A 23,500-nucleotide genomic window follows, 5' to 3' on the forward strand; every position below is an offset into this window, starting at 1 on the left:
TTACTCCCTCCTTCTACGCAATCATTTGAAAGAACTCTGCTATTGGACCTAACGCAAGTGCAGGGAAAAAACTTAATGCTCCAACTAAAAGAACTACAAATATTAATAATCCTATAAACAAAGCATTATGAGTTGATAATGTTCCTACACTAACTGCTACTTTTTTCTTTTGAACCAAAGAACCTGCAATTGCAAGTGTACCAATTAATGGTACAAACCTAGCAAATAACATTACAATACCTATTGTTATATTTATAAACGGTGTATTAGCTCCAAATCCAGCAAAGGCTGATCCATTATTGCCTCCTGCAGATGAATAAGCATAAAGCATTTCAGAAAATCCATGAGCTCCTTCATTATTTAAGCTTTCTACTACTTGAGGAACTAATGAAGCTATTCCACTACTAACAAGTATTGCTATTGGTGTAGCAAGACAAACTAACATTGCCATTTTCATTTCATAAGGATCTATCTTCTTTCCTAAGTACTCTGGCGTCCTACCTACCATAAGACCTGCAATAAATACTGCTACTATAGCAAATGCAAGCATGCCGTATAAACCACATCCAACTCCCCCAAATATAACTTCTCCAAGTTGCATTTGAAGCATTGTTATCATACCTCCTAATGGAGTATAGCTATCATGCATTGAATTAACCGATCCATTTGAAGCAGCTGTAGTAAATGTAGCCCAAGTACTTGAAGTCGCAATACCAAACCTACTTTCTTTTCCTTCCATATTGCCACCAGCTTGTCCTACTGGTGAAACATCAACCATTCCCGCTTGAACAAGCTGAGGTGTTGCGTTGGCTTCACTTACCGCAACAATAGAAAGTGCTACAACCAACATAATAAACATTGCTAAGAATATTGCTCTTCCTTGTTTTTTATCTTTTATACTTCTACCAAATGAAAAACATAAAGCTGCTGGTATTAAAAGTAATGAAATCATCTCTAACATATTAGAAAATATTGTTGGATTTTCTAATGGATGTGCTGAGTTAACTCCAAAGAATCCTCCTCCATTTGTACCCAATTGTTTTATAGCTATTTGGCTAGCTGCAGGACCTTGTGGTATTACCTGCTTAGTAATTACAGTTCCATCTTCTAACTCTATTGGTTGTACTAATTGTACTTCTTCATAAGAATTAAGATTTTGAACAACTCCTTGAGATGCTAATCCAAGGGTAACAACTATAGAAAGCGGTATTAAAACATACAGTATACTTCTAGTTAGATCCACCCAGAAACTTCCGATTCCTTTTTCTTTAACTCTTGTAAAACCTCTAATTAAAGCAAAAAGTACTGCAATACCAGTTGCTGCTGATACAAAGTTTTGAACAGTTAAACCTAACATTTGAGTTAGATAACTTAACCCACTTTCACCTGAATAGGCTTGCCAGTTTGTGTTAGTTACAAAGCTTGATGTTGTATTAAATGCCAAGTGAGCTGTTGTGCCATCAACGCCTTCTGGATTAAGTGGCAAAACTCCTTGTAAAACATTTAATAAGAATAAAATTATAAATCCAAATATACTAAATGAAACTACTGATACCGCATACTTCTTCCACGTCATATCTTCTTTCTTATCTATTCTCATTATTTTATATATAAAATTTTCTACAGGTACTAATACTTTAGATAAAAATACTTTTTCTCCATCCATAACTTTGCTTATATATTTTCCAAGTGGAATTGCTAATGCCACTAGAATAACTAAGTATAACCCATATTGTAATACTGCATTCATTATTCATTATCCCCCTTTAATAAAATGTAAAAAAGATATATAAATAGCACTAAGGCTACTATACCTATTAATTTGATAATAATTTCCACTAATTCATCCTCCTCTCTTACGAGGTTAATTATAGATAAAAAGATATAAAGATAGTGTTAGAGTTATTAGCACTAGTATTAAGATTGTATAAAGATAAAAAAGTAAGAAGAATTATTATTCTCCTTACTTTGTATAAGTTTAAGTATTTAAAATTTAAATCAAAAAAGAGGATACTTTTAGTATCCTCATAATATGTGTAACTTATTATTTTATTTCCTTCCAAAGGCTAGCTGCACTTACTGGATTCCAATCATCTTGAGATGTATGTCCTTGTAAACATTTATACTTTTTATCACTATAGTTTACTTTATCACCCACAACATATTCTATACCATCTCCAGACCATTCGGCTATACTACTATCTGACAAAGTAGCTGATGCAGCTAAACTATCATCTACCTTAACAGCTAACTCCTTTGTAACAGTGTTTCCTTCATCGTCTTTAACTGTTAACACATATTCATATTCACCCTTTACCTTGTTTGACATTATATTTTCTTTTAACCCTTCATCGACATCCTCTTTAGAAGATACCAACTGACCATTTTCTGTTAGTGTATAGTCTACAGATTTTACTCCCTCACATAATTCTACTACAACTACATAATTCCCATCTTCACTTACTTCTTTATCCGCAGATATATTTACCTTATCCTCTGTAAGTGTACTTTTATCCCCACATCCTACTAATGCTAATGATAATCCCACTAATATCATACTTATTACTTTCTTTTTCATTGACCACTATCTCCTCTCTAGTACTATACCTTTATCATTTCCAAATTACTACCTGATTTCTCTTTAAACTCTCTTTAACATCTATAATTCTTTGATTTGAAGATCCCCTAAACAATAAACCTTCCTCTTTCTTATCTTCTTCAAATTGACCATCAACTAGTACATCTAAAGTATTAATTAACCTTCTCCATTCTGGCTTTTCATTAAAATGACTTACTATGAACTCATAAGTATATCCTGTATAGCTCCATATATTTAGACCATGCTTCTTAAAAACTTCCCCCATGTATGCAAATTCTTCTGGCCTTTCAAAAGGATCGCCACCACTAAATGTAACACCTTTTATCATTGGATTACCTAAAACATCCTTTATTAATTCATCCATGTCTTTTTCTTCTCCGCCATCAAAGCTATGAGTATCAGGATTAAAGCATCCCTTACAATTATGCCTACATCCTTGAGAAAAGAATACTCTCCTCATCCCAGGTCCATTTACTAAACTTTCGTATGCTATCCCAGCTAATCTTATTGTATTACCCACCAAAACCCCTTCTCTCTATAGATATTTCTACATTTATTATATCACCAATTATAATCACACAATATCTATTTAGATAAATATCCTTCTAACCAATCTATAAATTGTGTAGCAGATCTTGGTGACCTACCATTATGCCACTTTTCCCACTTTAGGGCTTCTCTATGAACATATTCCTTATCTATATCTAATCCCCTAAGATCTACTAGACCATCTATAATCTTTAAAAACTCTTTTTGATCAGGAGTAAAGAAACTAATTGTAATACCAAACCTATCTGATAGAGATAACTTTTCTTCCATTGTATCCTTTGAGTTTATCTCTTCCCTATCAGCAAACTTTTCAACAATTAAATGTCTCCTATTAGTTGTAGCATAAATTATTATATTATCAGGTTTATTTTCTACTCTTCCTTCTAATATTGTCTTTAAAGCAGAGTAGCTATCTTCATTTTCATCAAAAACCAAATCATCAACAAAAATAATAAACTTTTGCTTCTTATCTTTTAACAATCTAATAATTCTAGTAAAATCTCTTAATTGATCTTTATCAACTTCTATTAACCTTAATCCATCCATATAAAATTCGTTAAGTACAGCTTTTACTGTAGATGACTTTCCTGTTCCTCTAGCTCCATATAACAATAAATTATTAGCAGGAAGACCCTTTAAAAAACTCTTTGTATTATCGATTATTTCCTTCTTTTGAGTTTCATAACCTATTAATTCAGATATATTTATTGGGTCAGGCTCTAAAATTTCTCTTAAGTGACCTTCATTATCATCATGAAACCTTTCCCAAACAAAGGCTTTATAAGCTGTGCTTCTTCCTGTTCCATTCTTTATATGAAAGTTCTTTATCTTATCTATTTTATTACCCCAATTATTTTCACACATCAGAATATGCTTTAATTTTTCTATATCCATTTCTGTTTTTGCTATGTACTTATCTTCATTTAAATTCCATCCTATAAGCGAATCTATAGTACTTACTGAATCAAATTTATTTAATAAGATACTCTTAATATCATTGCTAGTAACATTTGCTATGTCACATAACAAGTTTAGTTCATTAAATATGCCATCTTCAGTAAAACTAGGTACCTCTCCAAAATTACTTAAAGATTGATTAAATGGATTTGAGCTTAATAGCATGTCATCTATTATAACTTCCTTAAATGATAATATTCTATTAACCTTAAATAATTCAAATGTAAATTCATTATATGCCTTTACACACTCCTCAATCTTAGAGTTATCACACAACTTATCAACAAGCTTTCTAAATTTATCCCCAACTTTCTCTTCAAATATCCCCTTATACACACAAAGAGAATTTAAATTTAATTTAATAATTTCTTCCTTATTCATTTTTAGCCCCACTTTCTATTTTTTGTATATACTACTATTTTATCACAACAAAAAAGAAGGAATCTTACATATGTAAAATTCCTTCTAATCTTTTATAAAACTAGTTTTTTTGTGCAATACTCTTCTATAGCATTAGCAACGATTTTTGCATTTGCTACAGCTTCAACAACGGTTTTAGCTCCAGTTACTACATCTCCTGACCCAAATACACCATCTCTAGTTGTATGCCCTTGTTCATCAGTTACTAATAGTCCCCATTTATTTGTTTCTAAGCTTTCTGTATGAGAAACTATATTATTCTTAGGCGCTTGACTTACAGCTATTATTGTAGAGTCGCACTCAAAGAATTCCTCCTCATCTTCCAATATCTTAGTTTGTACTCTTCCATCTTCACCTTTAATATTTTCAGTTCTAACTAATTTAACTCCTTCTTCAGTTATTTCTAAAGGAGCTACAAAATGTTTAAACTTAATATCATCTTCTTTAGCTTCTCTTATTTCATCACCTGTTGCTGGCATATCCTCTTCACCTTTTCTATAAAGGATATATACTTCATCAGCACCATTTCTTTTGGCAACTCTAGCAGCATCCATAGCTACATTTCCTGCCCCTATTACAGCTACTCTTTTCCCTAATCTATATACATTTGGAGACTTTAAATAATCTATTGCATAATGAACATTGCCTAATGTTTCACCTTTTATATTTAAAGTTTTTGGGTTCCATACTCCTGTTCCAATAAATATAGCTTTATATCCATCACTAAATAGTTTATCAATAGTTATAACAGGACCAATTAAGGTATTTGGTCTTATTACAACACCTGAATCTAAAAGTCTCTCTTCAATTTTATCTATCATTTTATTTGGCAATCTATATTCAGGAATTCCATACCTTAAAACTCCACCAATCTTTTCATGAGCATCAAATAAAGTTACTTTATATCCTTTTTGTGAAAGTATAAATGCTATTGTTATTCCCGCAGGACCTCCACCAACTATAGCAACTCTATCCTTTATCTTAGGAGTATTTTCTATCTCCATTTCTTCTAAGTATTTAGTAGAAATCTCTGTTTCTATATCGTGAAATCTTACCGGTTCATCTTTAATACCTTTTATACAATATCCTCTACACTGATCTTCATGAGGACATACTATTGAACATACTAAAGATAATGGATTATTTTTAAATAGAACTTCTCCTGCTTCCTTTAACTTCCCTTCCTTATAAAGCGCTATTACTTCTGGAATTGGTGTGCTTATAGGACAATGTTGCTTACATCTTGGATTCTTGCATGACAAGCATCTATTTGCCTCATCTAAATATAACATTTCTCTTGTACCTCTCTTCATTCTTATCTAATAGTTTGTTATTTCATCATATATAATATTACAAATAAAGACAAGAGTAAAAATTTCACTATATTTATAATCTAATTAACTGACCATAGATTTTCTTAGATAATTGCGAAATGAACTCATTACTCCCCCTTGGTCATAATAGATATTATATATGGTCTATTAGCATATACAACAACTACATCATGATTATATGCTCCATTTATAACTATCTTATGTGCCACCTTCACGGAAATATATTTTAATATTTTAACCTTATCCCAACTTGTTTATTAAAGACTCCCTCTATCAACTATATTAAAATAAAAGACCATTGAATATATAATACATCCCTTATCTATTTGAGAAAGGATGTATTAATATCAATAGTCATTAAAAATTGTACTAATTACTATGTTTTACGTAATTAAGTCTTCCACCTAAATTAATTACATCAATTTCTTTTTCTGTTAAATTAACCGTAACCTCAAATTCTATTCCTTTAGTAACATTTTTAATCTTAACAGTTCCAGTCTCTAAAGAGCGCTTTACATTATCAATAACTAAATCATCAACTAAATCTATGCTATTATAATCACTTTCTTCTTTAAATTCCATAGGAATTATACCATTATTAATTAAGTTAGCTTTATGAATTCTAGCAAACGATCTAGCAATTACAGCTTTTACTCCAAGGTATAATGGAGCTAATGCAGCATGTTCTCTAGAAGAACCTTGTCCATAATTATCACCTGCAATTATGAAACCACCGTTATATTCCTTAGCTCTCTTATGAAATTCTACATCTACTGTATTAAAACAGAATTCTGAAAGATATGGAATATTCGATCTAAATGGAAGAAGCTTTGCATTTGAAGGCATTATATGATCTGTTGTTATATTATCCTCAACCTTTATTAATACCTTACCTTCAACACTGTTCCCTAAAGGTTTATTTACTGGGAATGGTTTTATATTTGGTCCTCTTACAACATCAACTTCTGCATTTGTTGGTGCAGGCGCTAATATCATTGAATCATCTATTAAAAATCTTTTAGGCATATCTATTGTTAAATCCACATCTAATTCCGTTGGATCTGTTAAAACTCCTGTTATTGCTGATACTGCTGCTGTTTCAGGACTTACTAAAAATACCTTAGCAGATAGGGTTCCACTTCTACCATAGAAATTTCTATTAAAAGTTCTTAAAGAAACTGCATCTGTTGATGGTGCTTGTCCCATACCTATGCAAGGGCCACAAGAGTTTTCTAGTATTCTTGCACCTGCACTAATAATGTCAGCTAATGCTCCATTTCTAGCTATCATCTCCATAACTTGTCTTGATCCAGGGGCTATTACCAAACTTACATTAGGGTTAACCTTTCTTCCCTTCAGTATTTTAGCAACCTTCATTAAATCTTCATATGAGGAATTTGTGCAACTACCAATTGCTACTTGGTCTACTTTTATCTTTCCAAACTCTTTTACTTCCTTAACATTATCCGGACTATGAGGCCCTGCAGCTAGTGGCACTAATTCATCTAAGTTTATAGTTATTTCATCGTCATATAATGCATCTGCATCAGGTTTGAACTCTATCCAATCTTCTTCTCTTCCTTGAGCCTTAAAAAACTCTAAAGTTCTTTCATCACTTGGGAAAATAGAAGTTGTTGCTCCTAATTCAGCTCCCATATTTGTTATAGTAGCTCTTTGTGGAACTGATAGTGACTTAACACCTTCACCAGCATATTCAAATACTTTTCCAACTCCACCTTTTACAGTTAACTTTCTTAATACTTCTAATATTATATCCTTAGATGCTACCATCTTATTTAACTTACCTTCTAAATTAACCTTGACTACTTTAGGAGTATTTATATTATAGGCTCCTCCCCCCATAGCTAAAGCAACATCTAATCCACCAGCACCCATAGCTAGCATACCAACTCCACCAGCTGTTGGGGTATGACTATCAGATCCAATTAAGGTCTCTGATGGTGTTGAAAATCTTTCTAAAAATACTTGGTGACATATTCCATTACCTGGTTTAGAAAAATACACACCATATTTTGAGGCTACTGTTTGTATAAACTTATGATCATCAGCATTTTCAAATCCTTGTTGCAACATATTGTGATCTACAAATGCTACTGACCTTTTAGTTTTTACCCTATCAATCCCCATTGCTTCTAGTTGTAAATATGCCATTGTTCCTGTTGAATCTTGAGTTAAAGTTTGATCTATTTTAATTGATATTGGTTCCCCTGCCTTTAATTCACCTTCAACAATATGGCTTTTTAATATTTTATATACTAAATTATCGCCCATCTTCTTTCCCCCTTAGTACTTATTGCGATTTAATTATCTTTTTCTGCTAATTGTCTTTTATATTCCTTATATAGCCCAACAATCTCTTTATCAAATAAACTTCTCTTCAATCTAACAGAAGTTGATCTAACCATTTCTAATATAAATGAAGCTTCTTCATTAGTAAGTTCTATATTATATTCTTTAAACTTATTTACTATAGCTGCCTTACCTGAATGCTTTCCTATTACTATTTGTCTTTCAAGACCAACTACACTTGGATCAAAAGCTTCATAATTTTTAGGATTCTTTATCGCTCCATCTGCATGAATACCTGATTCATGAGCAAACATATTTGTACCTACTATGGCCTTCCAAATAGGTAACTCTCTACCTGATGCCTTAGAAACATATTCGGAAATTTCCCTAAACATTGTAGTATCCATGTTCACATCGCAGCCATAGACAAACTTCAAGGCCATAACTACCTCTTCAAGAGCGGCATTTCCTGCTCTTTCTCCTAGTCCATTAACTGTTACCCCTACATGATTAGCCCCCCCCCTTAATCCTGCTATGGCATTTGCAGTTGCCATACCAAAATCATTATGAGTATGCATCTCAATATCTAGCTTTGCATTGTCATGTAGACATTTAATCTCCTCTTCTATTTGGAATGGTCCCATTACACCCACTGTATCACAATACCTAAATCTATCTGCACCAACTTCCTTTGCAGCCTTCATGAACTTAATTAAAAACTCTCTATCAGCTCTTGATGCATCTTCACCATTAACAGATACATATAAACCATTCTTCTTAGCATATTCTACAGATTTAACCATATTCTCTAGTACCCATTCTCTTGATGTCTTTAACTTATTCTTAATATGAATATCTGAAACTGATATTGATATGGCTACAGCATCTACTCCACAATCTATAGACTCTTGTATATCAGATATGACAGCTCTATTCCAAGCCATTATACTGCTTTTTAAATTTCTCTTTACTATGGATTTAATTGCATTTTTTTCATCTCCACCCATAGTTGGTATACCTACTTCTAATTGATCTACTCCCAAGTCACTTAACATTGTTGCTATTGCTAGCTTTTCTTCATTAGCAAATACAACACCGGCAGTTTGCTCTCCATCTCTAAGAGTTGTATCTACCACATAAATTTGTCTTCCATTTTTTAAATCTTTTACTGGCATAATATCCCCCTTTTCTTATTTCTTTGTTATATCCTTTCGATTATCTATATGAAGCCCCAAAAATTAGTGGATATATCAATTTACTATTTTACCATTTTATTCTATCACACTAAATTATTATTAACAATAGAAAAATAAAGACTTTTGCAAGTTTTGTATAGTTTCAATTCAATATTTTCTATATATTTTTAAATTATCACTAAAATACTACTAATTATTGCAAGATTTATTATAAAAATTGCATTGCAAAAGGTATGGTGGATATTTATTTTGCTTGTGCCGTCGCTTCGCTCTAAGTCACACCAAAACAAAAAGGATGCAACTTAATTGCATCCTTTTCCTACTTATATGTAGACTCGTGTGATTCTGTATGTGTTATTCTGTCGTCCCTTTCATGTGACTTTCCAGACCCGAATCTTTCATCTAAGCTTAAATATCCTGTTACTCTTGAAATTCCTTGTATGTTATTACTTCCACACTTAGGACATGCACACTCATGATTATGCAAAGTTTCTCCACAATCTTTGCAATATCTTATATGAAAATTAACACCAAGATAACTTATATTAGTATTTTTATATGCATAATCAATTATATCTTTTATTGTATCTCCTGTAGGATTATCATCTACCTCTATATAACTGATATGCCCTCCATTACAAAGCTTGTGATAAGGTGCTTCAATATCAATTTTATCTTTAATTGATATTGGGAAACCAACAGGTATATGATAACTATTTGTATAATATTCTTTATCTGTAATCCCCTTTAAAAGCCCAAACATCTTTTGGTCTTGTTTTATAAACTTTCCTGAAAGACCTTCTGCTGGTGTAGCATAACAGCTCCAGTTAAGACGAGTTTTTTCAGTTAATCTATCTATATTACTTCTAAGAAATGTAATTATTTTTTCACCAAGTTCCCTTGAAGCTGGGTCTTCTCCATGATGTTTTCCTGTTAAAGCTACTAAGGTCTCTGCTAAACCTATAAAACCAATTCCCCAAGTTCCTTGTTTTAATATTGGCTCTATAGAATCTTCTCCACTAAGCCCTTCTGCGCCTTTCATCAGATGCTGTCCTGCAACAAAAGGTAGATCTTTAACTCTTAGGTTCTTTAATACTCCATATCTATGCATTAATGCTTCCTCAGCCAAATCAATTCTCTCTTGAAATAATTCAAAGAACTTTTCAATATTACCTTTTGCTTGAATCCCTATTCTAGGTAAGTTTATTGTTGTTGGAGCTATATTTCCTCTACCTTTGCACCCTGGTTCTCCATTAACATTTTTCATTAGATATGTTCTACATCCCATAGTAGCTGGCATATATCCCTGATTATAATACTCCTTATTAAAATCCGCATCAATATTCATAAAAGTAGGGTTCATTCTTTTAGCTGCCACTCTGCAAGCTAATTTATATAAATAGTAATATGGATCTCCTTCTTCCCTATTAACTCCATCTTTTACTCTAAATATAATATTAGGGAATATGGGCTGTTCACCCTTTCCTAATCCTTTTTCATATTCCTCTAAAAATATTTCACACACTAAAGCTGCATCATCACTGTTAGGAATACCTATATTAACAGAACTAAATGGAACTTGAGAGCCCGCTCTAGAGTGCATAGTATTCAAATTAAACACTACCCCTTGCATTGCTTGATGTACTCTTTCTCTAACTTTTTTCTCTAATATGCTTTCTATTCTTTCACTTGGAACTCCCAATTCTTCTAATTCCTTTTTTATCTCTTTTCTTGTTGGTTCAACAAATATGCCTAAATCATTATCAAAATCTGGATGAGATTGACCTCCAAACATATCATTTTGTGTTGATTGTAAAAGTATGCATGATAATTCTGCTGCTGTTTCTATTCTTTTAGGTGAGTTTATTGTTCCATATCCTGTATTGAAGCCTTTTTCTAACACTTCTCTAGTAGGAATATGAAGACAATTTGTAGTTAAATTATAACTATCTAAATCATGATAATATAAATCTCCTGTTTCATGAGCCTTTGCTAATTTCTTAGGCATACTAGCTAATGTATGCCATTTATTTGATTCAGATGCTATTCTTAAAAGCTTAGAACTAAAATTATTTCCTACATTTGCATTATCTCTATCTGTTTCAACTCCTATTTGTTGAATTGCTTTCATTAAATCAGATTTAATTTCTCTAATCTTTGTTCTCTCATTTCTATAAGTTGAATAGGATATAGCGATATTTTCATGGCCACTATCTCTTAATGCTTTTTCAACTAAATTTTGAATTTCTTCTACAGATATACTTTTTTTCTCTGTCATTTCTATGTAATTTATAACCTTTTGCACACAGTCAAACACCTGACTAGTCTTTAAGCTTACTCCCTCTTCAGTAGCTGCTTTCTTTATAGCATTGGATATCTTATCGATATTAAACTCAACTGTTCTACCATCCCTTTTAACTACATATAGCATTGTTCATTCCCCTTTCATACAATATATTGTGCCTATCACCTTTATAATTATACTTTATTAAATCTTACACTTCAATATTCCACAATTTTCAATTTTATCAAAATACCTTCATTTAGTATACTATTTGTCCACTTATCTTCACTTTTTATTTGTTTGTATTATTTTTCTAATAAATGAATAAACTAGTACTATACCTATTTTTATTTTTGTTAAGGAGGTAATGATGAAAAAAAGATTAGCAATAATAATAATAACAACTTTACTAGGAAGTTGCCTTTATGGTTGTAATAAAAAAGAAGCAGTTAATTCTACTAATGTAATCGAAAGCAAATATTCTTTCCCTTATACAGGAGAAGAATGTGATCAAACTTCTATAAACAATACTCCTTTTATGGTTATGGTAGAAAACTCACCATCTGCTCGTCCACAAAGCGGCCTGTCACAAGCAGATATTATTTATGAAACCTCTGCCGAAGGTGGTATTCCAAGATTCATGGCTTTATTCCATAGCCAATCACCTTCCATAATTGGTCCAGTTAGAAGCGTTAGGCCTTACTATATAACACTTTCTAGAGAAAATTCACTGCCTTTTGCTCATTGCGGTGGGTCTTTGGATGCATTAAATGAAATCAAACAAGATAATTCTATAATGAGTATAAATGAGATATCTAAAGAACATTACTTTTGGAGAGACTCTACACGAAAAGCTCCTCACAACCTATATACATCATCTGAGAAGATACGCAGTTTTATATCTACTACTAATTGGGATGTAAAATCAAAAAACTTCTCTACATTTGATAACGAATATTATAACAGCAATGATTACAAAACATGTGATAACATTTTAATAACTATTAATAACCATTATAATACTTCCTACACTTATAATAATAATGTTTATACTAAATACATGGATGGTGAAAAGGCATGGGATATGGCATATGAATCTCCACTTGAATTTTCCAATGTAATAATACAAAAGACTGATATAAAATTGGGGGAAGACGGATTGCATCTTGATATAAACATGATTGGTGAAGGAGATGGTCTTCTATTAAGTAACGGAAAAATTTTAGATATCAAATGGAAGAAATACAGTGAACTATCTGAAACAAAAATATATGATATGAACGGAAATGAACTCCCTCTTGCCACTGGCAAAACTATTTGGCATATTGTAGATAATAAAACTAGCATAAAATATTAAAATAAAAGAATCTCGCTTTTGCGAGATTCTTATTATCTTCCTACCTTTTTCTTTTTCTTCTCCATATATAGCATTCTATCTGCACAAGAAAATATTTCATCCTTTTCTATATTTGAATCAATACTTATTGTTGCTAATCCATATGTAAATCCTATTTTTATATTTTCTGAACTCATGGTTAGAATATCGTTTATACCAGATAGCTTTTCTTTTACATCTTCAACCGTTGATTGCCTAAATATTATTACAAACTCATCTCCTGACATTCTTGCATAAGTATCATTTTTCTCAAGACATTTTCTCATTGCAGCTGCCATTTTAACTAAGGCTTCATCACCAGCCCTGTGTCCAAATGTATCATTTATAACTTTAAAATCATCTAAGTCAATAATTGCAAGAACACTTTCTATACCATTCTTCTTAACTTCATTTAATTCATCTTCAAATATTTGATTAAAGCTTCTCCTGTTATAAAGTCCTGTTAGTTCATCATGAGTTGCTATATGCTTTAATTTATCTTGCGTCAAAAAGTTTTTAATTTCCACTTCTAATTCATGCTTTATATACCTTAATAATTTTATATCCTCATCTGTAAACTTATAGCTTCCCTCATCAGAATATATATTTATAACTCCTATAAGCTTGCCATCAGAACTTATTGGAGAAACTAATATATATTCGTTCTTATACCCTAAACTTGATTTCAAAATAGCAATATCTTTACAACCATTATATTTGTATAAAGCTAACTCTTCCTTAGGTAAAGGACTCAAACTAATATCACTATTAAATCCTCTTATGGTCTTATAATGAAATAATCTATCTTCCTCCTGAATCAATATGCTACCCTTATTCCCTTTTTGAATAACATTGAGTGCTGTTGTTAAGATTAAATCATAAACCTCTTGCTTACTCTTTATTAATTGAATCTTATCACCTAATATACATATTTCTTTTCTTATTCTATCTGATTCACTTATTCTATTCCTTAACTCTTTTATCTTTAATGCCTGTACTATTAGAATACTAAATACTGTAATGAGATAGATAGTAACAAAAAAATTACTTTTCATAACTCCCCCACTTATGTAGCATATTATATAAATTATATTACTTTTTATTATGTTGGTACAGTTTTTTAATTCTTATTTTATTATTGAATAACCTTATCACTTTTGATATAGTTAACTATATCAATAGTGATAAGGTTTAAGAAAATTACATATATTATCTATATAAATATTAGGAGGTTTTTTATATGCAAAAGATAGGTATAATTACAGATAGTGCTTCAGACATAACAAATGACATTATAGAAAAATATAATATAAAAGTTGCACCTTTTAGAATAATATATTCAGGTAAAGAATATGAGGATAAAGTTGATATAACTCCTGAAGAAGTATACTCTTCCTTACACAAGGAGATTCCTACAACTTCTTTACCAAATGTAAAAAGAATAAATGAGATATTAGATGAATTTGAAAAGGAAGGATACACTCATGTTATATCCATAAATATTTCTAGTGCCCTTTCTGGTACTAGTAATTCTATTAGGTTAGTGCTTGAAGACCATCCTAAATTAACTTCATTTGTATTTGATACAAAAACTTTAACAATGGCAGAAGGTTGCTTAGTTATTGAAGCTGCAAAACTAGTTGAAGAAGGAAAGACCTTTGAAGAAATCGTATCTATATTACCAACCCTAAGACCTAAAGTTCAATGTTATTTTACACTTAATACATTAGAATACTTGAAAAAGGGCGGAAGAATTGGTAAGGTATCTGGAACAATAGGAGAAATTTTAAGCCTTAAACCAATTATAGAAGTTGGTGATGATGGTGTTTACAATACTTATGCAAAAGTAAGAGGAAGAAAACAATCTCTTACAAAGCTACGAAAAATATTAGATAGTTACTTAGAAAAAGGTAAATGTAATGTTTGGGTTCTTCATGGTCATTCCGAGGAAGACTGCAAAGATCTTTACAATTCCTTTAAGGATTTAGATAATATAAATAACATAGAAACTGGTTCAATTGGTCCTGCTCTTGGAGTTCATACAGGTCCTGGTCTAGTAGGTTTCATAGTTCAAGAGGTAGAATAAATTAATGAATGATTTATCCTCTATGAGTCCTCAAGAGATAAAAGCTGCAGAAAAACAACTGTACGAAGAATACAAACAAAAGGTTGCTCAACTAAAGAAGGTTCAAAAAGAAAAAGAAGCTGTAGGTCAGGTCTTTACAAAAGGACTTCTCCCTATATATGTTCTTTATATCTTAAGTCTTGGCCCTTCAAACGGAAATGATATAGCCCATAAAATAGGTGAAAGAACTGGTGGTTTATGGATTCCTAGTACAGGAGGTATCTACCCTCTTCTAAAAAAATTAGAGAAGCAGGATTTAATTATTGGAGAATGGGATGATCTAGACAAGAAATTTCAAAAGATATATACTTTAACCCCAGCAGGAATGTTAGAATTTGAAAATAAAAAACAACTTTTAAGGCCTAAAATTGAAGAAGCATTAAAAGTATTTAAAATAATATATAGAGATATTTATTAGATATACTTTTTATGAGTATATCTTTTCTTTTTACTGCCATCCTAAATATAAGGAGGTAGTAAAATGAGAGGAATAATAATTGATAAGAACTTTTCAGAAGCTTTTGTATGCCTTGAAGATGGTGAAACTATTTCCATTCCATCATCTGAAGTTACAGATTCTAATGTAGGAGATATGATTACATTATCTAATATATCAATTCCTACAAATTATAATTCTAACTCTAATCTAACTAATGAAAAATTACTAGATTTCTTTTAGTTAAAATAAAAAGGTGGAGTGGATATTTATTTTGTTTGTTCTGTGGCTATGCTCTAAGTAATATCAAAACAAATATCCATCCCTTCCATACTAACGGTAAGGAAAATATAGAATTATTATCCTTAATCTTATATTTTCCTAAACATAAAAAAGATGCCTCTTGGCATCTTTTTATTGATTAATCACCACAAGTAATTGCACTTACAGGGCAACTTGCTTGAGCATCTGCAGCTGCATCTTCACAATTTGAAGGAACCTCATCAACAATTACATGAGCCTTTCCATCATCTTGTAATTCAAACACCTCTTCACAAATAGATGGGCATAGTCCACATCCTATACAAGTATCTTGATCTACTACTGCTTTCATTATTAATTCTCCTTCCTATAGGAATTTACATACATAGCTTACCCAAGGAAGAAAAAATTATTACTTTATCTAATATAATCCTTCAAAAATTAAAGAATATAGAGAACTATCTATTACATACTCTTCTGCTTTACCTTCTTCTAAAGCTTCTGTAAATTCTAAATCTATTGGCAATTCACCTAATAATGGTAAACCTAGATATTCAGCATGCTCTTCTGCTGACTTTTTACTAAACACTCTTATTTTTTTATCACACCCTGTACATGTGATATAAGACATGTTTTCAACTACACCTTTTATTTTTATACCTATCTTCTCAGCCATTATTACAACTTTTTTAACTATCATTGACACCATATCTTGAGGTGTAGATACAATTACTAATTCTTTTATAGGGAAATCTTGCATTACTGTTAAGGCTATATCACTTGTTCCTGGTGGCATATCTATTAATAGGTAATCTAAATCACCCCACTCAGTGTCTACATACATTTGATTTAAAACCCCAGTTATTACTGGCCCCCTCCAAATAACAGGTTGGTCTTCAACTTGTGTAACTAAATTCATAGACATAACTTTAATACCTGAATTAGTTTCTACAGGTATAAACTTAACTGTATTCTCATCAATAGGAATTATTTGACCTCTCTTTTGGTTTATTCCAAAAAATCTTGGCATAGAAGGTCCTGTTATATCTGCATCTAATACACCAACAGAATAACCTTTCTTTCTAAGCATTGAAGCCATTATTCCTGTAACAGTAGATTTACCAACTCCACCTTTTCCGCTAATTACTCCTATAACATTCTTTACATTACCATACTTAGGTAAAACCTTAATTGAACATGTTGATGTACCTTGTGAAGAACATGTTCCTTTACTTGGACAATTATCACAACTACTCATTTCCTATTCCTCCATTGTATATTAATTACCATTCATCTGGTTTTTCTCCTGGGTTTCCTATGTATATATCCCAGCTCTTATATTCATAGTTTCCTACTACATAATAGGTTTCATAAACTTTATCCTTTTTATTATCTACAGTTATTACAGTTCTAAATTTCTTTGAACTATAACCCTTATTCTTTACACTTATTACAGTATCAAATTCTTCCGAATTATTATTAATCAGCTTTGTACCAGCAACGACTTTATCTAAGTTTTTTTCAAACTTTTTTAAATCAACAGAAAACATATATTTTAGACAATCTACGTCTCCAGTTATATCTATACCTACCTTATTATCACCTTTTGATAATTCATTCTTTTTTAATTCTAATACCTGCAATATAGAATTATAGTAAATATCCTCAAAGTCTCTTGGTTTTCTTATAAAGGATAAATTTTGAGTTATACTATCGTCTAGACTTTTTGAAACAAGATAAGAGTTATTTTCATCATAAAAGTTTCCTACGCCTCTTTCATCTACACTAACTACATAGTTGTAGGACTTAACTTCATCTCCCATATATATTTCAAATACATAGTCTGGGTCAAGTGATGTTTTTTCATCCTTAATATTTCCCTTTGAAAGTATCTTATATATATTTTGTATTGCGCTCTGATCATTTACAATAAATCTAAAACCAGCATCTCTTGAACTTTGAATAATTATTTTATCTACCTTATTTTGAAGTAAATAATCAAAATCAGTATTTTTTAATCCAACCTTTACTAAAGCAGTATCTATTAGACCACAACCCGTTAAAGAGATACATATAATTATAAATACAGACACTAGAGCAAATCTATACTTCTTCACTTTCCTTTTTTCTCTCCTTTTGTTTTTGAATAAAATATATAGCTAATCCAAATATGAATGTAAAAATAGCTATAAATTGTGATGTGGATAAAACTCCAACATTTCCTCTTGGATCATTTCGTAAAAATTCTATTAGGAATCTTCCTACACTATATATAATAACATATAAGGAGAAAATATGTCCGTCTACCCTATTCCTTTTCGAGTACCATATAAGAAAAGCTGCTAAGGCAAAATCAAAAATAGCAGAATATACTTGTGTTGGATATAAGGATACCCCTGCCGGCGCTAAAGCTCCTTCTGGGAATATTACGCCAAACTTGCCTGTGTTTTCAGCCCCATAACAACATCCTGCTAGAAAACATCCTATTCTTCCGAACCCTTGTGCTAATGCTACTCCTGGAACAACACAATCAAATATCTTCACAGTATTCCACTTATTCTTTCTACAATAAATGTATATAGATAATGCCCCTAGTATAATAGCTCCATATATAACAAAGCCTTCACCAAAATTTAATAAAATAGATGGATCTTTAATTATATTTTTAAATTCAGTTATTATAAATAACAACTTACCACCTAGGACACCACATATAACCGCTATTACAATTAGGTTAAATACCTTGTCTTCATCATACCCTAACTTTTCGGCTCTCTTTGTAAACATATATCCAGCTATGATTACACCTATGGCAATCATAAGACCATAACTGTAGACATTATGTCCAAAAACTTCAAATAAAACTAACCTCATGACTCCTCCTTACTTTATAATCTAATAAATTAGGAGAAGCTTAATAGCTTCTCCTAATATTTAAATTATAATACTTTAAGTTATTAATGGCAAATTCTTATTTCTTTTGTACATTAATGCTTGATACTATTACATCATATATAGCATTCATATTATCTTTATATGATCCTTTTTTTGCTGTGAAAGCAAACTTACCAACCTTTGTATCATCTAACCTTAAGTAATAATTTGTATTTATAAAAGAATACCCATTCTCTACCTTAGTTGTATATTCTAATTTAATTCCCTTGTAACCATTACAACTATAATTTTCAATATTCTCATTACTATGCTTAAGGGCAAGGTTATCTATATCTTTTTGTGCTAATACCTTCACATCTTCTTCAGTACTCAATAGTTCTACATATCCCATTATATTTTTTTCTTCGCTATTAAACTCTGCTTGATAAAGTTTATATGAGTTATTCGCTTTTTCTTTGACCACCCAAGTTTCTGGTATAGAATATGAATATCCCTGATCCTTCATTGAAAATTCCTCTAAAGAGCTTATATCATTATCTAATAAAGCTACCTGTTTAAAATTATCATTGAAGAATCTTTGAGAAAAAATTAATATTATTACTAGAATTACTAATATAGCAGTCATTAATAATTGCTTTTTTTTCATTTAATCAAGTTATCCTACTTCATTGGAACTACAACTGTTGAATTCTTATAATCGTAGAACATTAACCAACAACCTTCTTTATCTTTGTCACCACTCATCCAAGTAACAAAACCTGTCTTTCCAGCATAAGGTTGTTCATCTTTATCCTTCTTTCCAGGAACCCCGTAAACTATATACTTTAGGTTTCCTTTTTCATCACATTTATAGCCAAGCATGAAATAGCCATACTTCTTGATATATGGATAGTAGTTTAACATTGGATAATATGCTATTGTATACTTATTATAATTAGATATATTGCACATATCATCTAGGCTCTTAATATTAACTTTATACCATTTACAATACTTAATTTCCTTAAACTTATTTTTAACCTCTTCAAAGTCTTTAATAATATTCTCAAAGAATTCACCTAGTGAACCTCTCATTTCAAAATCATATGGATCTAATTCCTTTTCTTCTACTATTTGTGCTTCATATTCATCAAACCTATATTCTTCTGATTCTATTTGATCTCTCTTTTTACAAACTCCCATGCAGCCCATATTCTCTGTATACTTTTGATCACAATAGTTTATATTTTCACACTTATCTTCTTTTTCTTCTTTATGATGATCATCTTTGCATTCATCATGTTTTTCTTTCTTTTTAACTTCTTCATGATGGTCTTTATCGTTATCCTTCATTTCATCCTTGCACTTATCCTTCATTTCGTCCTTAGACTTATCTTCATGATGGTCTTTATGTTCTTTTTCTTCATGATGCTCTTTATGTTCAGGCTCTACACACTTAACTTCTTCAACCTTTTTTACTTCTTCTTTTACTTCCTTTTTTACCTCTTTTTTAACTTCCTTAACTTCTTTTACTTCTATATCCTCTTTGTTCTTGTCAATATGCTTTAACACCTTGCATTTTTTCCAACTATCCCCTACATTCTCACCATTCATAAATCCATACATTAAATATGTAAGTTCTCCACCTACATACTTACATATTGCAGCACCAGAAACCTTATCATAAGAAAAATCTAAGCCTGCAATATTATTTACATAATACTCTTTAGAAGCTTCTCCTTTTCCTATATCACTAATCTCCAATACTCCTAAATCTACTATTTGCTTCATATCTTTCTTATAACATATAAGTAAGATAGAATACTTTTCTTCTTTCTTTAAGTTTTGCGCATAGAAAGATATCTTGCACTTATCCCCTTTAGCTTCTATTTTTGCATAACCTGACAAGGCTTTTTCACCTGAAGCAGCATGAGTTTTCTCATCCTCCTGTAAAATTATAAAGTTTCTATACAATTTATTATGTGCCAAACGCCTATTCCCTCCACATATATTACTTCAATACATTATATGCTTAGCGGTTCTTATTATTCCTTTGTAAGTATTCCTAAAAAAATAAAGGTAGATGTATTTATCTACCTTTAAAGCATTAACTATTTCTTATATTAATTATATTATCAGACAACAAAGCAAATTCATGTAGTGATAAAGTTTCCCCTCTTCTCTTTTGATCTATCTCCGATAATTCAAAAGCCTTCTCTATTTCTTCTTTTTTCATCCCTAAGAACTTAACTGCATTCCACATAGTCTTTCTTCTCATATTGAATGCATTTCTAATTATTTCAAACATAAGTTTTTCATCTTTAACTTCTACTCTCTTTTCAGATAATTTATCTAATCTTATTACTATTGAATCTACCTTTGGTCTTGGTATAAAACTTCCTGGAGATACCTTTCTTACTATTTTAGTATCACAATAATATTGAACAAGTAATGATAGAGCACCATATTCTTTACAATTAGGTTCTGCATTTATTCTTTCTGCCACTTCCTTTTGAATCATTATAGTTAAAGACTTAAAATTATAATTATCCTTAAGTAATTTAACTATTATTGGAGTAGTAACATAATAAGGTAAGTTTGCAACTAGCTTAACACTATTCTCATGACCAATAATCTCATTAAAATCAACTTTTAATGCATCCTTATGTATAAGTGTAAAGTTTTCATACTGTCCAAGTTCTTCTTTAAGTATTGGGATTAAGTCATTATCTAACTCAATGGACACAACCTTCTTTGCCCTACCTATTAACTGTGCAGTTAATGAACCTACCCCTGGACCTATTTCTATTATTAAATCATCTTTATTTACTTCTGCACCCTCTACTATATCAGTTAATACCGAATCATCTATTAAGAAGTTTTGACCTAGACTTTTTGAGAACTTAAAATTATATTTCTTTACTAAGTCTTGTGTTTTATAATCTTTTATATCCATTTACTATTCTCCTAATTGTTCTTCTATTTTTTTAATAGCGTCCATAAATTCTTCTGGAGTTATGCCATAATTATTTAATCTAGAAATCATTTGATTTGCATTTCCATATCCTATGCCCAACTCTTTACCAAGTATTATTCTTCTCTTTTTAGAGTCTCCAACTCCTGTTAACTTAAATCTAAACATATCTTTCATATCGAAAAATTCTCTTTTTTCCTCTAGTGTAACTTTTGCATTTTCAAGTGCTTTGATTATAGTTTCTGGACTAGCATTTTCCACACCAATATCTCCATCTTTAAGTCCATCTTCTTGGGCAATATATGCATGCTTTACCCCTTTTACTCTTTTTGATATTATACTTCTAATCTTTTCTCCAGCAAAGTCAGGGTCTGTAAGTACTATTACTCCCTTCCTCTTTTGAGCTTCTTTTATTCTTTCTATAATCTTTGCATTTATACCAAACCCACTAGTTGCAATAATTTCTGCATCTACAGCTTTTTTCACTGCTGTTATATCGTCTCTTCCTTCTACAACTATAACTTCTTTAATCAAATTGTTTCTTCCTTTCACTTAAACCTATATTTAATTTACATATATATATGTATTATGTCAAATTTCTAAAAAAATAAGAGATAACTTTCCGTTATCTCTTAAAATTAATTACCATTCACCTGGATAAGCAATTACTAATACTTCAACATTATACTTTCTTCCCCAAGCTTTACATTGACTTGAAGAATTAAAGTAAACATCAATAATATTTCCTTTAATTGCACCACCAGTATCTGCAGCTATAGCATAACCATAACCTTTTACCCAAACCTTACTTCCAAGTGGAATAACTCTTGGGTCTACTGCAATTGTACTTAATCCTCCTGGATTATATACTGGTGTTCTTCCTGTAGCTGTTTTTCCATGTCCAGAGTATGCTGTTGATTCCATAAATAATCTTTTCTTTCCTACTATATTACCGCCTCTATTAGCTGTAATGTACGCTCCACCTTTAACTACTAATTGATCTTCGGCAGCCTTGATTGGTTTTTGGCTAACTGCTTCTTTAGAAACAACTTCACCATCATGCTTTACAATCTTATATGTTACTTCCTTTTCACCATTAACGCCCTTACGAGTAACTACCTTATCAGATACGTCTTTAGTATAATCTACTGTAGTCTTTGTGCTATATGGAATTACTTGTGTCTCAACAACTTCCTCTACTGTTACCTGTACCACTTGTACATCCAAGTTGGATTTAATTGGAGTATCTACAGAAGGTGTTACTATATCATCACCTTCTTGATATTCTATGCCTTTTTCTTTAAGCATATCTGTTTCTGCTACTAGCATCTCTCCTATTGTATCCTCAGCTGTTTCTATCTCTAATTCTTGGCCAGCTATAACAACTTTTACTGGTACAGCTTTCTTAATAGTAATTTCTTGGTTTTCTGATACCTTGGATTCTAAGGATGGTTGTACTTTATCCTTAGCACCTAATTCGATGCCTTGATTTTCCAACACATCTTTAACAGTCCCTTTATATGTGACAAATGTTTCATTACTTCCGTCTATACTTATATTTACTGTCTTTCTCATGCTGACAACTGTCATAGTTAAAATTACTGCTAAAGCAGTTAATCCTAACAAAATCTTTGCCTTCGGACCGTTAGAAAAACTTCTCTTTAAGTGTTCTTTAAATTTTTCTACCATTTATTTCCCTCCCTTGGCAAGAGCGTCTTTTGAATTATATATCAAATCTGCACTAATTGTCAAATTTCATACTCTTGCTACTAATGAACATACATAAAATGCACTCTGTGCATAAAA

At 31.1% G+C, this 23,500-nt stretch carries 23 protein-coding genes; 4 read left to right on the plus strand and 19 right to left on the minus strand.

Going from position 1 to position 23,500, the window contains the following annotated elements; all coding sequences use genetic code 11:
* Positions 1–13 precede the first annotated feature (13 nt).
* From kdpA to nrdD, 9 genes are all read right to left on the minus strand, one after another.
* Positions 14–1,753, minus strand: coding sequence for a potassium-transporting ATPase subunit KdpA (gene kdpA / locus G594_RS0110485; RefSeq protein ID WP_027098538.1), 1,740 nt, complete (start codon positions 1,751–1,753; stop codon positions 14–16).
* A gap of 291 nt (positions 1,754–2,044) precedes the next feature.
* On the minus strand, positions 2,045–2,578 hold the full coding sequence (locus tag G594_RS19645) for a carbohydrate-binding protein (RefSeq protein ID WP_051195979.1): 534 nt from the start codon (positions 2,576–2,578) through the stop codon (positions 2,045–2,047).
* Between the two features lie 34 nt (positions 2,579–2,612).
* The gene (gene nrdG, locus G594_RS0110500; RefSeq protein ID WP_034866447.1) at positions 2,613–3,119 is read right to left on the minus strand and encodes an anaerobic ribonucleoside-triphosphate reductase activating protein; all 507 of its coding nucleotides are present in this window, start codon (positions 3,117–3,119) and stop codon (positions 2,613–2,615) included.
* Positions 3,120–3,184: 65 nt separating this feature from the next.
* Positions 3,185–4,486 carry an ATP-binding protein gene (locus G594_RS0110505; protein ID WP_034866450.1) on the minus strand — a complete coding sequence of 434 codons (1,302 nt, stop codon included), beginning with the start codon at positions 4,484–4,486 and terminating at the stop codon, positions 3,185–3,187.
* Positions 4,487–4,578: 92 nt separating this feature from the next.
* Positions 4,579–5,838, minus strand: a complete 1,260-nt coding sequence (locus G594_RS0110510) for an NAD(P)-dependent oxidoreductase (RefSeq protein ID WP_242829718.1) — start codon at positions 5,836–5,838, stop codon at positions 4,579–4,581.
* Between the two features lie 128 nt (positions 5,839–5,966).
* Positions 5,967–6,092 (minus strand): hypothetical protein, encoded by a 126-nt coding sequence (locus G594_RS20745; protein WP_373208072.1) that lies wholly within the window; start codon positions 6,090–6,092, stop codon positions 5,967–5,969.
* A gap of 136 nt (positions 6,093–6,228) precedes the next feature.
* Positions 6,229–8,151: an aconitate hydratase gene (locus tag G594_RS0110515; protein ID WP_027098542.1), complete on the minus strand. Its 1,923-nt coding sequence runs from the start codon at positions 8,149–8,151 to the stop codon at positions 6,229–6,231.
* A 29-nt stretch (positions 8,152–8,180) separates the two neighbouring features.
* Positions 8,181–9,344 (minus strand): homocitrate synthase, encoded by a 1,164-nt coding sequence (gene nifV, locus G594_RS0110520; protein ID WP_027098543.1) that lies wholly within the window; start codon positions 9,342–9,344, stop codon positions 8,181–8,183.
* 340 nt (positions 9,345–9,684) lie between these two features.
* On the minus strand, positions 9,685–11,796 hold the full coding sequence (gene nrdD / locus G594_RS0110525; RefSeq protein ID WP_027098544.1) for an anaerobic ribonucleoside-triphosphate reductase: 2,112 nt from the start codon (positions 11,794–11,796) through the stop codon (positions 9,685–9,687).
* Positions 11,797–12,019: 223 nt separating this feature from the next.
* Between nrdD and G594_RS0110530 the strand changes: the two genes are divergently transcribed.
* Entirely contained in the window at positions 12,020–13,006 is a 987-nt protein-coding gene (locus G594_RS0110530; protein ID WP_027098545.1) for a DUF3048 domain-containing protein, read from the plus strand.
* A gap of 32 nt (positions 13,007–13,038) precedes the next feature.
* Here the strand turns inward: G594_RS0110530 and G594_RS0110535 are convergent, their stop codons facing one another.
* A complete protein-coding gene (locus G594_RS0110535) occupies positions 13,039–14,079 on the minus strand; it encodes a sensor domain-containing diguanylate cyclase (protein WP_027098546.1) in 1,041 nt (346 codons plus the stop codon).
* A 185-nt stretch (positions 14,080–14,264) separates the two neighbouring features.
* Here G594_RS0110535 and G594_RS0110540 point away from each other — a divergent pair, with 185 nt between their 5' ends.
* The 3 genes from G594_RS0110540 to G594_RS0110550 all read left to right on the plus strand — a co-directional run bounded on the left by G594_RS0110540 (position 14,265) and on the right by G594_RS0110550 (position 15,828).
* A complete protein-coding gene (locus G594_RS0110540) occupies positions 14,265–15,110 on the plus strand; it encodes a DegV family protein (protein WP_027098547.1) in 846 nt (281 codons plus the stop codon).
* Positions 15,111–15,114: 4 nt separating this feature from the next.
* Positions 15,115–15,567 carry a PadR family transcriptional regulator gene (locus tag G594_RS0110545; RefSeq protein ID WP_027098548.1) on the plus strand — a complete coding sequence of 151 codons (453 nt, stop codon included), beginning with the start codon at positions 15,115–15,117 and terminating at the stop codon, positions 15,565–15,567.
* Positions 15,568–15,630: 63 nt separating this feature from the next.
* Positions 15,631–15,828 carry a hypothetical protein gene (locus G594_RS0110550; RefSeq protein WP_027098549.1) on the plus strand — a complete coding sequence of 66 codons (198 nt, stop codon included), beginning with the start codon at positions 15,631–15,633 and terminating at the stop codon, positions 15,826–15,828.
* A gap of 178 nt (positions 15,829–16,006) precedes the next feature.
* On the opposite strand, the gene G594_RS0110555 is transcribed toward G594_RS0110550, so the two are convergent.
* The 9 genes from G594_RS0110555 to G594_RS0110595 form a co-directional block, all read right to left on the minus strand.
* Positions 16,007–16,198 carry a ferredoxin gene (locus G594_RS0110555; RefSeq protein WP_027098550.1) on the minus strand — a complete coding sequence of 64 codons (192 nt, stop codon included), beginning with the start codon at positions 16,196–16,198 and terminating at the stop codon, positions 16,007–16,009.
* 69 nt (positions 16,199–16,267) lie between these two features.
* Positions 16,268–17,104: an Mrp/NBP35 family ATP-binding protein gene (locus G594_RS0110560; RefSeq protein ID WP_027098551.1), complete on the minus strand. Its 837-nt coding sequence runs from the start codon at positions 17,102–17,104 to the stop codon at positions 16,268–16,270.
* A gap of 25 nt (positions 17,105–17,129) precedes the next feature.
* Complete coding sequence (locus tag G594_RS0110565) at positions 17,130–17,963, minus strand: YhfM domain-containing protein (protein WP_027098552.1); 834 nt, start codon at positions 17,961–17,963, stop codon at positions 17,130–17,132.
* Entirely contained in the window at positions 17,950–18,720 is a 771-nt protein-coding gene (locus G594_RS0110570) for a prolipoprotein diacylglyceryl transferase (RefSeq protein WP_027098553.1), read from the minus strand. Before G594_RS0110570 ends, G594_RS0110565 begins: the two co-directional genes overlap by 14 nt.
* 97 nt (positions 18,721–18,817) lie before the next feature.
* On the minus strand, positions 18,818–19,387 hold the full coding sequence (locus G594_RS0110575) for a hypothetical protein (RefSeq protein ID WP_027098554.1): 570 nt from the start codon (positions 19,385–19,387) through the stop codon (positions 18,818–18,820).
* A gap of 14 nt (positions 19,388–19,401) precedes the next feature.
* A complete protein-coding gene (locus G594_RS0110580; RefSeq protein ID WP_027098555.1) occupies positions 19,402–20,709 on the minus strand; it encodes a hypothetical protein in 1,308 nt (435 codons plus the stop codon).
* Between the two features lie 118 nt (positions 20,710–20,827).
* Positions 20,828–21,676 (minus strand): 16S rRNA (adenine(1518)-N(6)/adenine(1519)-N(6))-dimethyltransferase RsmA, encoded by an 849-nt coding sequence (gene rsmA / locus G594_RS0110585; RefSeq protein ID WP_027098556.1) that lies wholly within the window; start codon positions 21,674–21,676, stop codon positions 20,828–20,830.
* 3 nt (positions 21,677–21,679) lie between these two features.
* Positions 21,680–22,228: a ribonuclease M5 gene (rnmV, locus tag G594_RS0110590; RefSeq protein ID WP_027098557.1), complete on the minus strand. Its 549-nt coding sequence runs from the start codon at positions 22,226–22,228 to the stop codon at positions 21,680–21,682.
* Positions 22,229–22,336: 108 nt separating this feature from the next.
* The gene (locus G594_RS0110595; protein WP_027098558.1) at positions 22,337–23,383 is read right to left on the minus strand and encodes a 3D domain-containing protein; all 1,047 of its coding nucleotides are present in this window, start codon (positions 23,381–23,383) and stop codon (positions 22,337–22,339) included.
* Positions 23,384–23,500 lie beyond the last annotated feature (117 nt).

Source organism: Clostridium paraputrificum AGR2156 (assembly GCF_000424025.1).
GTDB classification, from domain to species: Bacteria; Bacillota; Clostridia; order Clostridiales; family Clostridiaceae; genus Clostridium; species Clostridium paraputrificum.

Bases quoted from the DNA above. Each gene is read 5' to 3' on its own strand.
- G594_RS0110570 (WP_027098553.1), bottom strand. From the start codon at position 18,720: ATGAGGTTAGTTTTATTTGAAGTTTTTGGACATAATGTCTACAGTTAT.
- G594_RS0110530 (WP_027098545.1), top strand. From the start codon at position 12,020: ATGAAAAAAAGATTAGCAATAATAATAATAACAACTTTACTAGGAAGT.
- G594_RS0110535 (WP_027098546.1), bottom strand. From the start codon at position 14,079: ATGAAAAGTAATTTTTTTGTTACTATCTATCTCATTACAGTATTTAGT.
- G594_RS0110510 (WP_242829718.1), bottom strand. From the start codon at position 5,838: ATGAAGAGAGGTACAAGAGAAATGTTATATTTAGATGAGGCAAATAGA.
- G594_RS0110545 (WP_027098548.1), top strand. From the start codon at position 15,115: ATGAATGATTTATCCTCTATGAGTCCTCAAGAGATAAAAGCTGCAGAA.
- G594_RS0110555 (WP_027098550.1), bottom strand. From the start codon at position 16,198: ATGAAAGCAGTAGTAGATCAAGATACTTGTATAGGATGTGGACTATGC.
- nrdD (WP_027098544.1), bottom strand. From the start codon at position 11,796: ATGCTATATGTAGTTAAAAGGGATGGTAGAACAGTTGAGTTTAATATC.
- G594_RS0110515 (WP_027098542.1), bottom strand. From the start codon at position 8,151: ATGGGCGATAATTTAGTATATAAAATATTAAAAAGCCATATTGTTGAA.
- rsmA (WP_027098556.1), bottom strand. From the start codon at position 21,676: ATGGATATAAAAGATTATAAAACACAAGACTTAGTAAAGAAATATAAT.
- G594_RS0110540 (WP_027098547.1), top strand. From the start codon at position 14,265: ATGCAAAAGATAGGTATAATTACAGATAGTGCTTCAGACATAACAAAT.
- G594_RS0110505 (WP_034866450.1), bottom strand. From the start codon at position 4,486: ATGAATAAGGAAGAAATTATTAAATTAAATTTAAATTCTCTTTGTGTG.
- G594_RS0110550 (WP_027098549.1), top strand. From the start codon at position 15,631: ATGAGAGGAATAATAATTGATAAGAACTTTTCAGAAGCTTTTGTATGC.
- G594_RS19645 (WP_051195979.1), bottom strand. From the start codon at position 2,578: ATGAAAAAGAAAGTAATAAGTATGATATTAGTGGGATTATCATTAGCA.
- G594_RS0110575 (WP_027098554.1), bottom strand. From the start codon at position 19,387: ATGAAAAAAAAGCAATTATTAATGACTGCTATATTAGTAATTCTAGTA.
- G594_RS0110560 (WP_027098551.1), bottom strand. From the start codon at position 17,104: ATGAGTAGTTGTGATAATTGTCCAAGTAAAGGAACATGTTCTTCACAA.
- nifV (WP_027098543.1), bottom strand. From the start codon at position 9,344: ATGCCAGTAAAAGATTTAAAAAATGGAAGACAAATTTATGTGGTAGAT.
- G594_RS0110595 (WP_027098558.1), bottom strand. From the start codon at position 23,383: ATGGTAGAAAAATTTAAAGAACACTTAAAGAGAAGTTTTTCTAACGGT.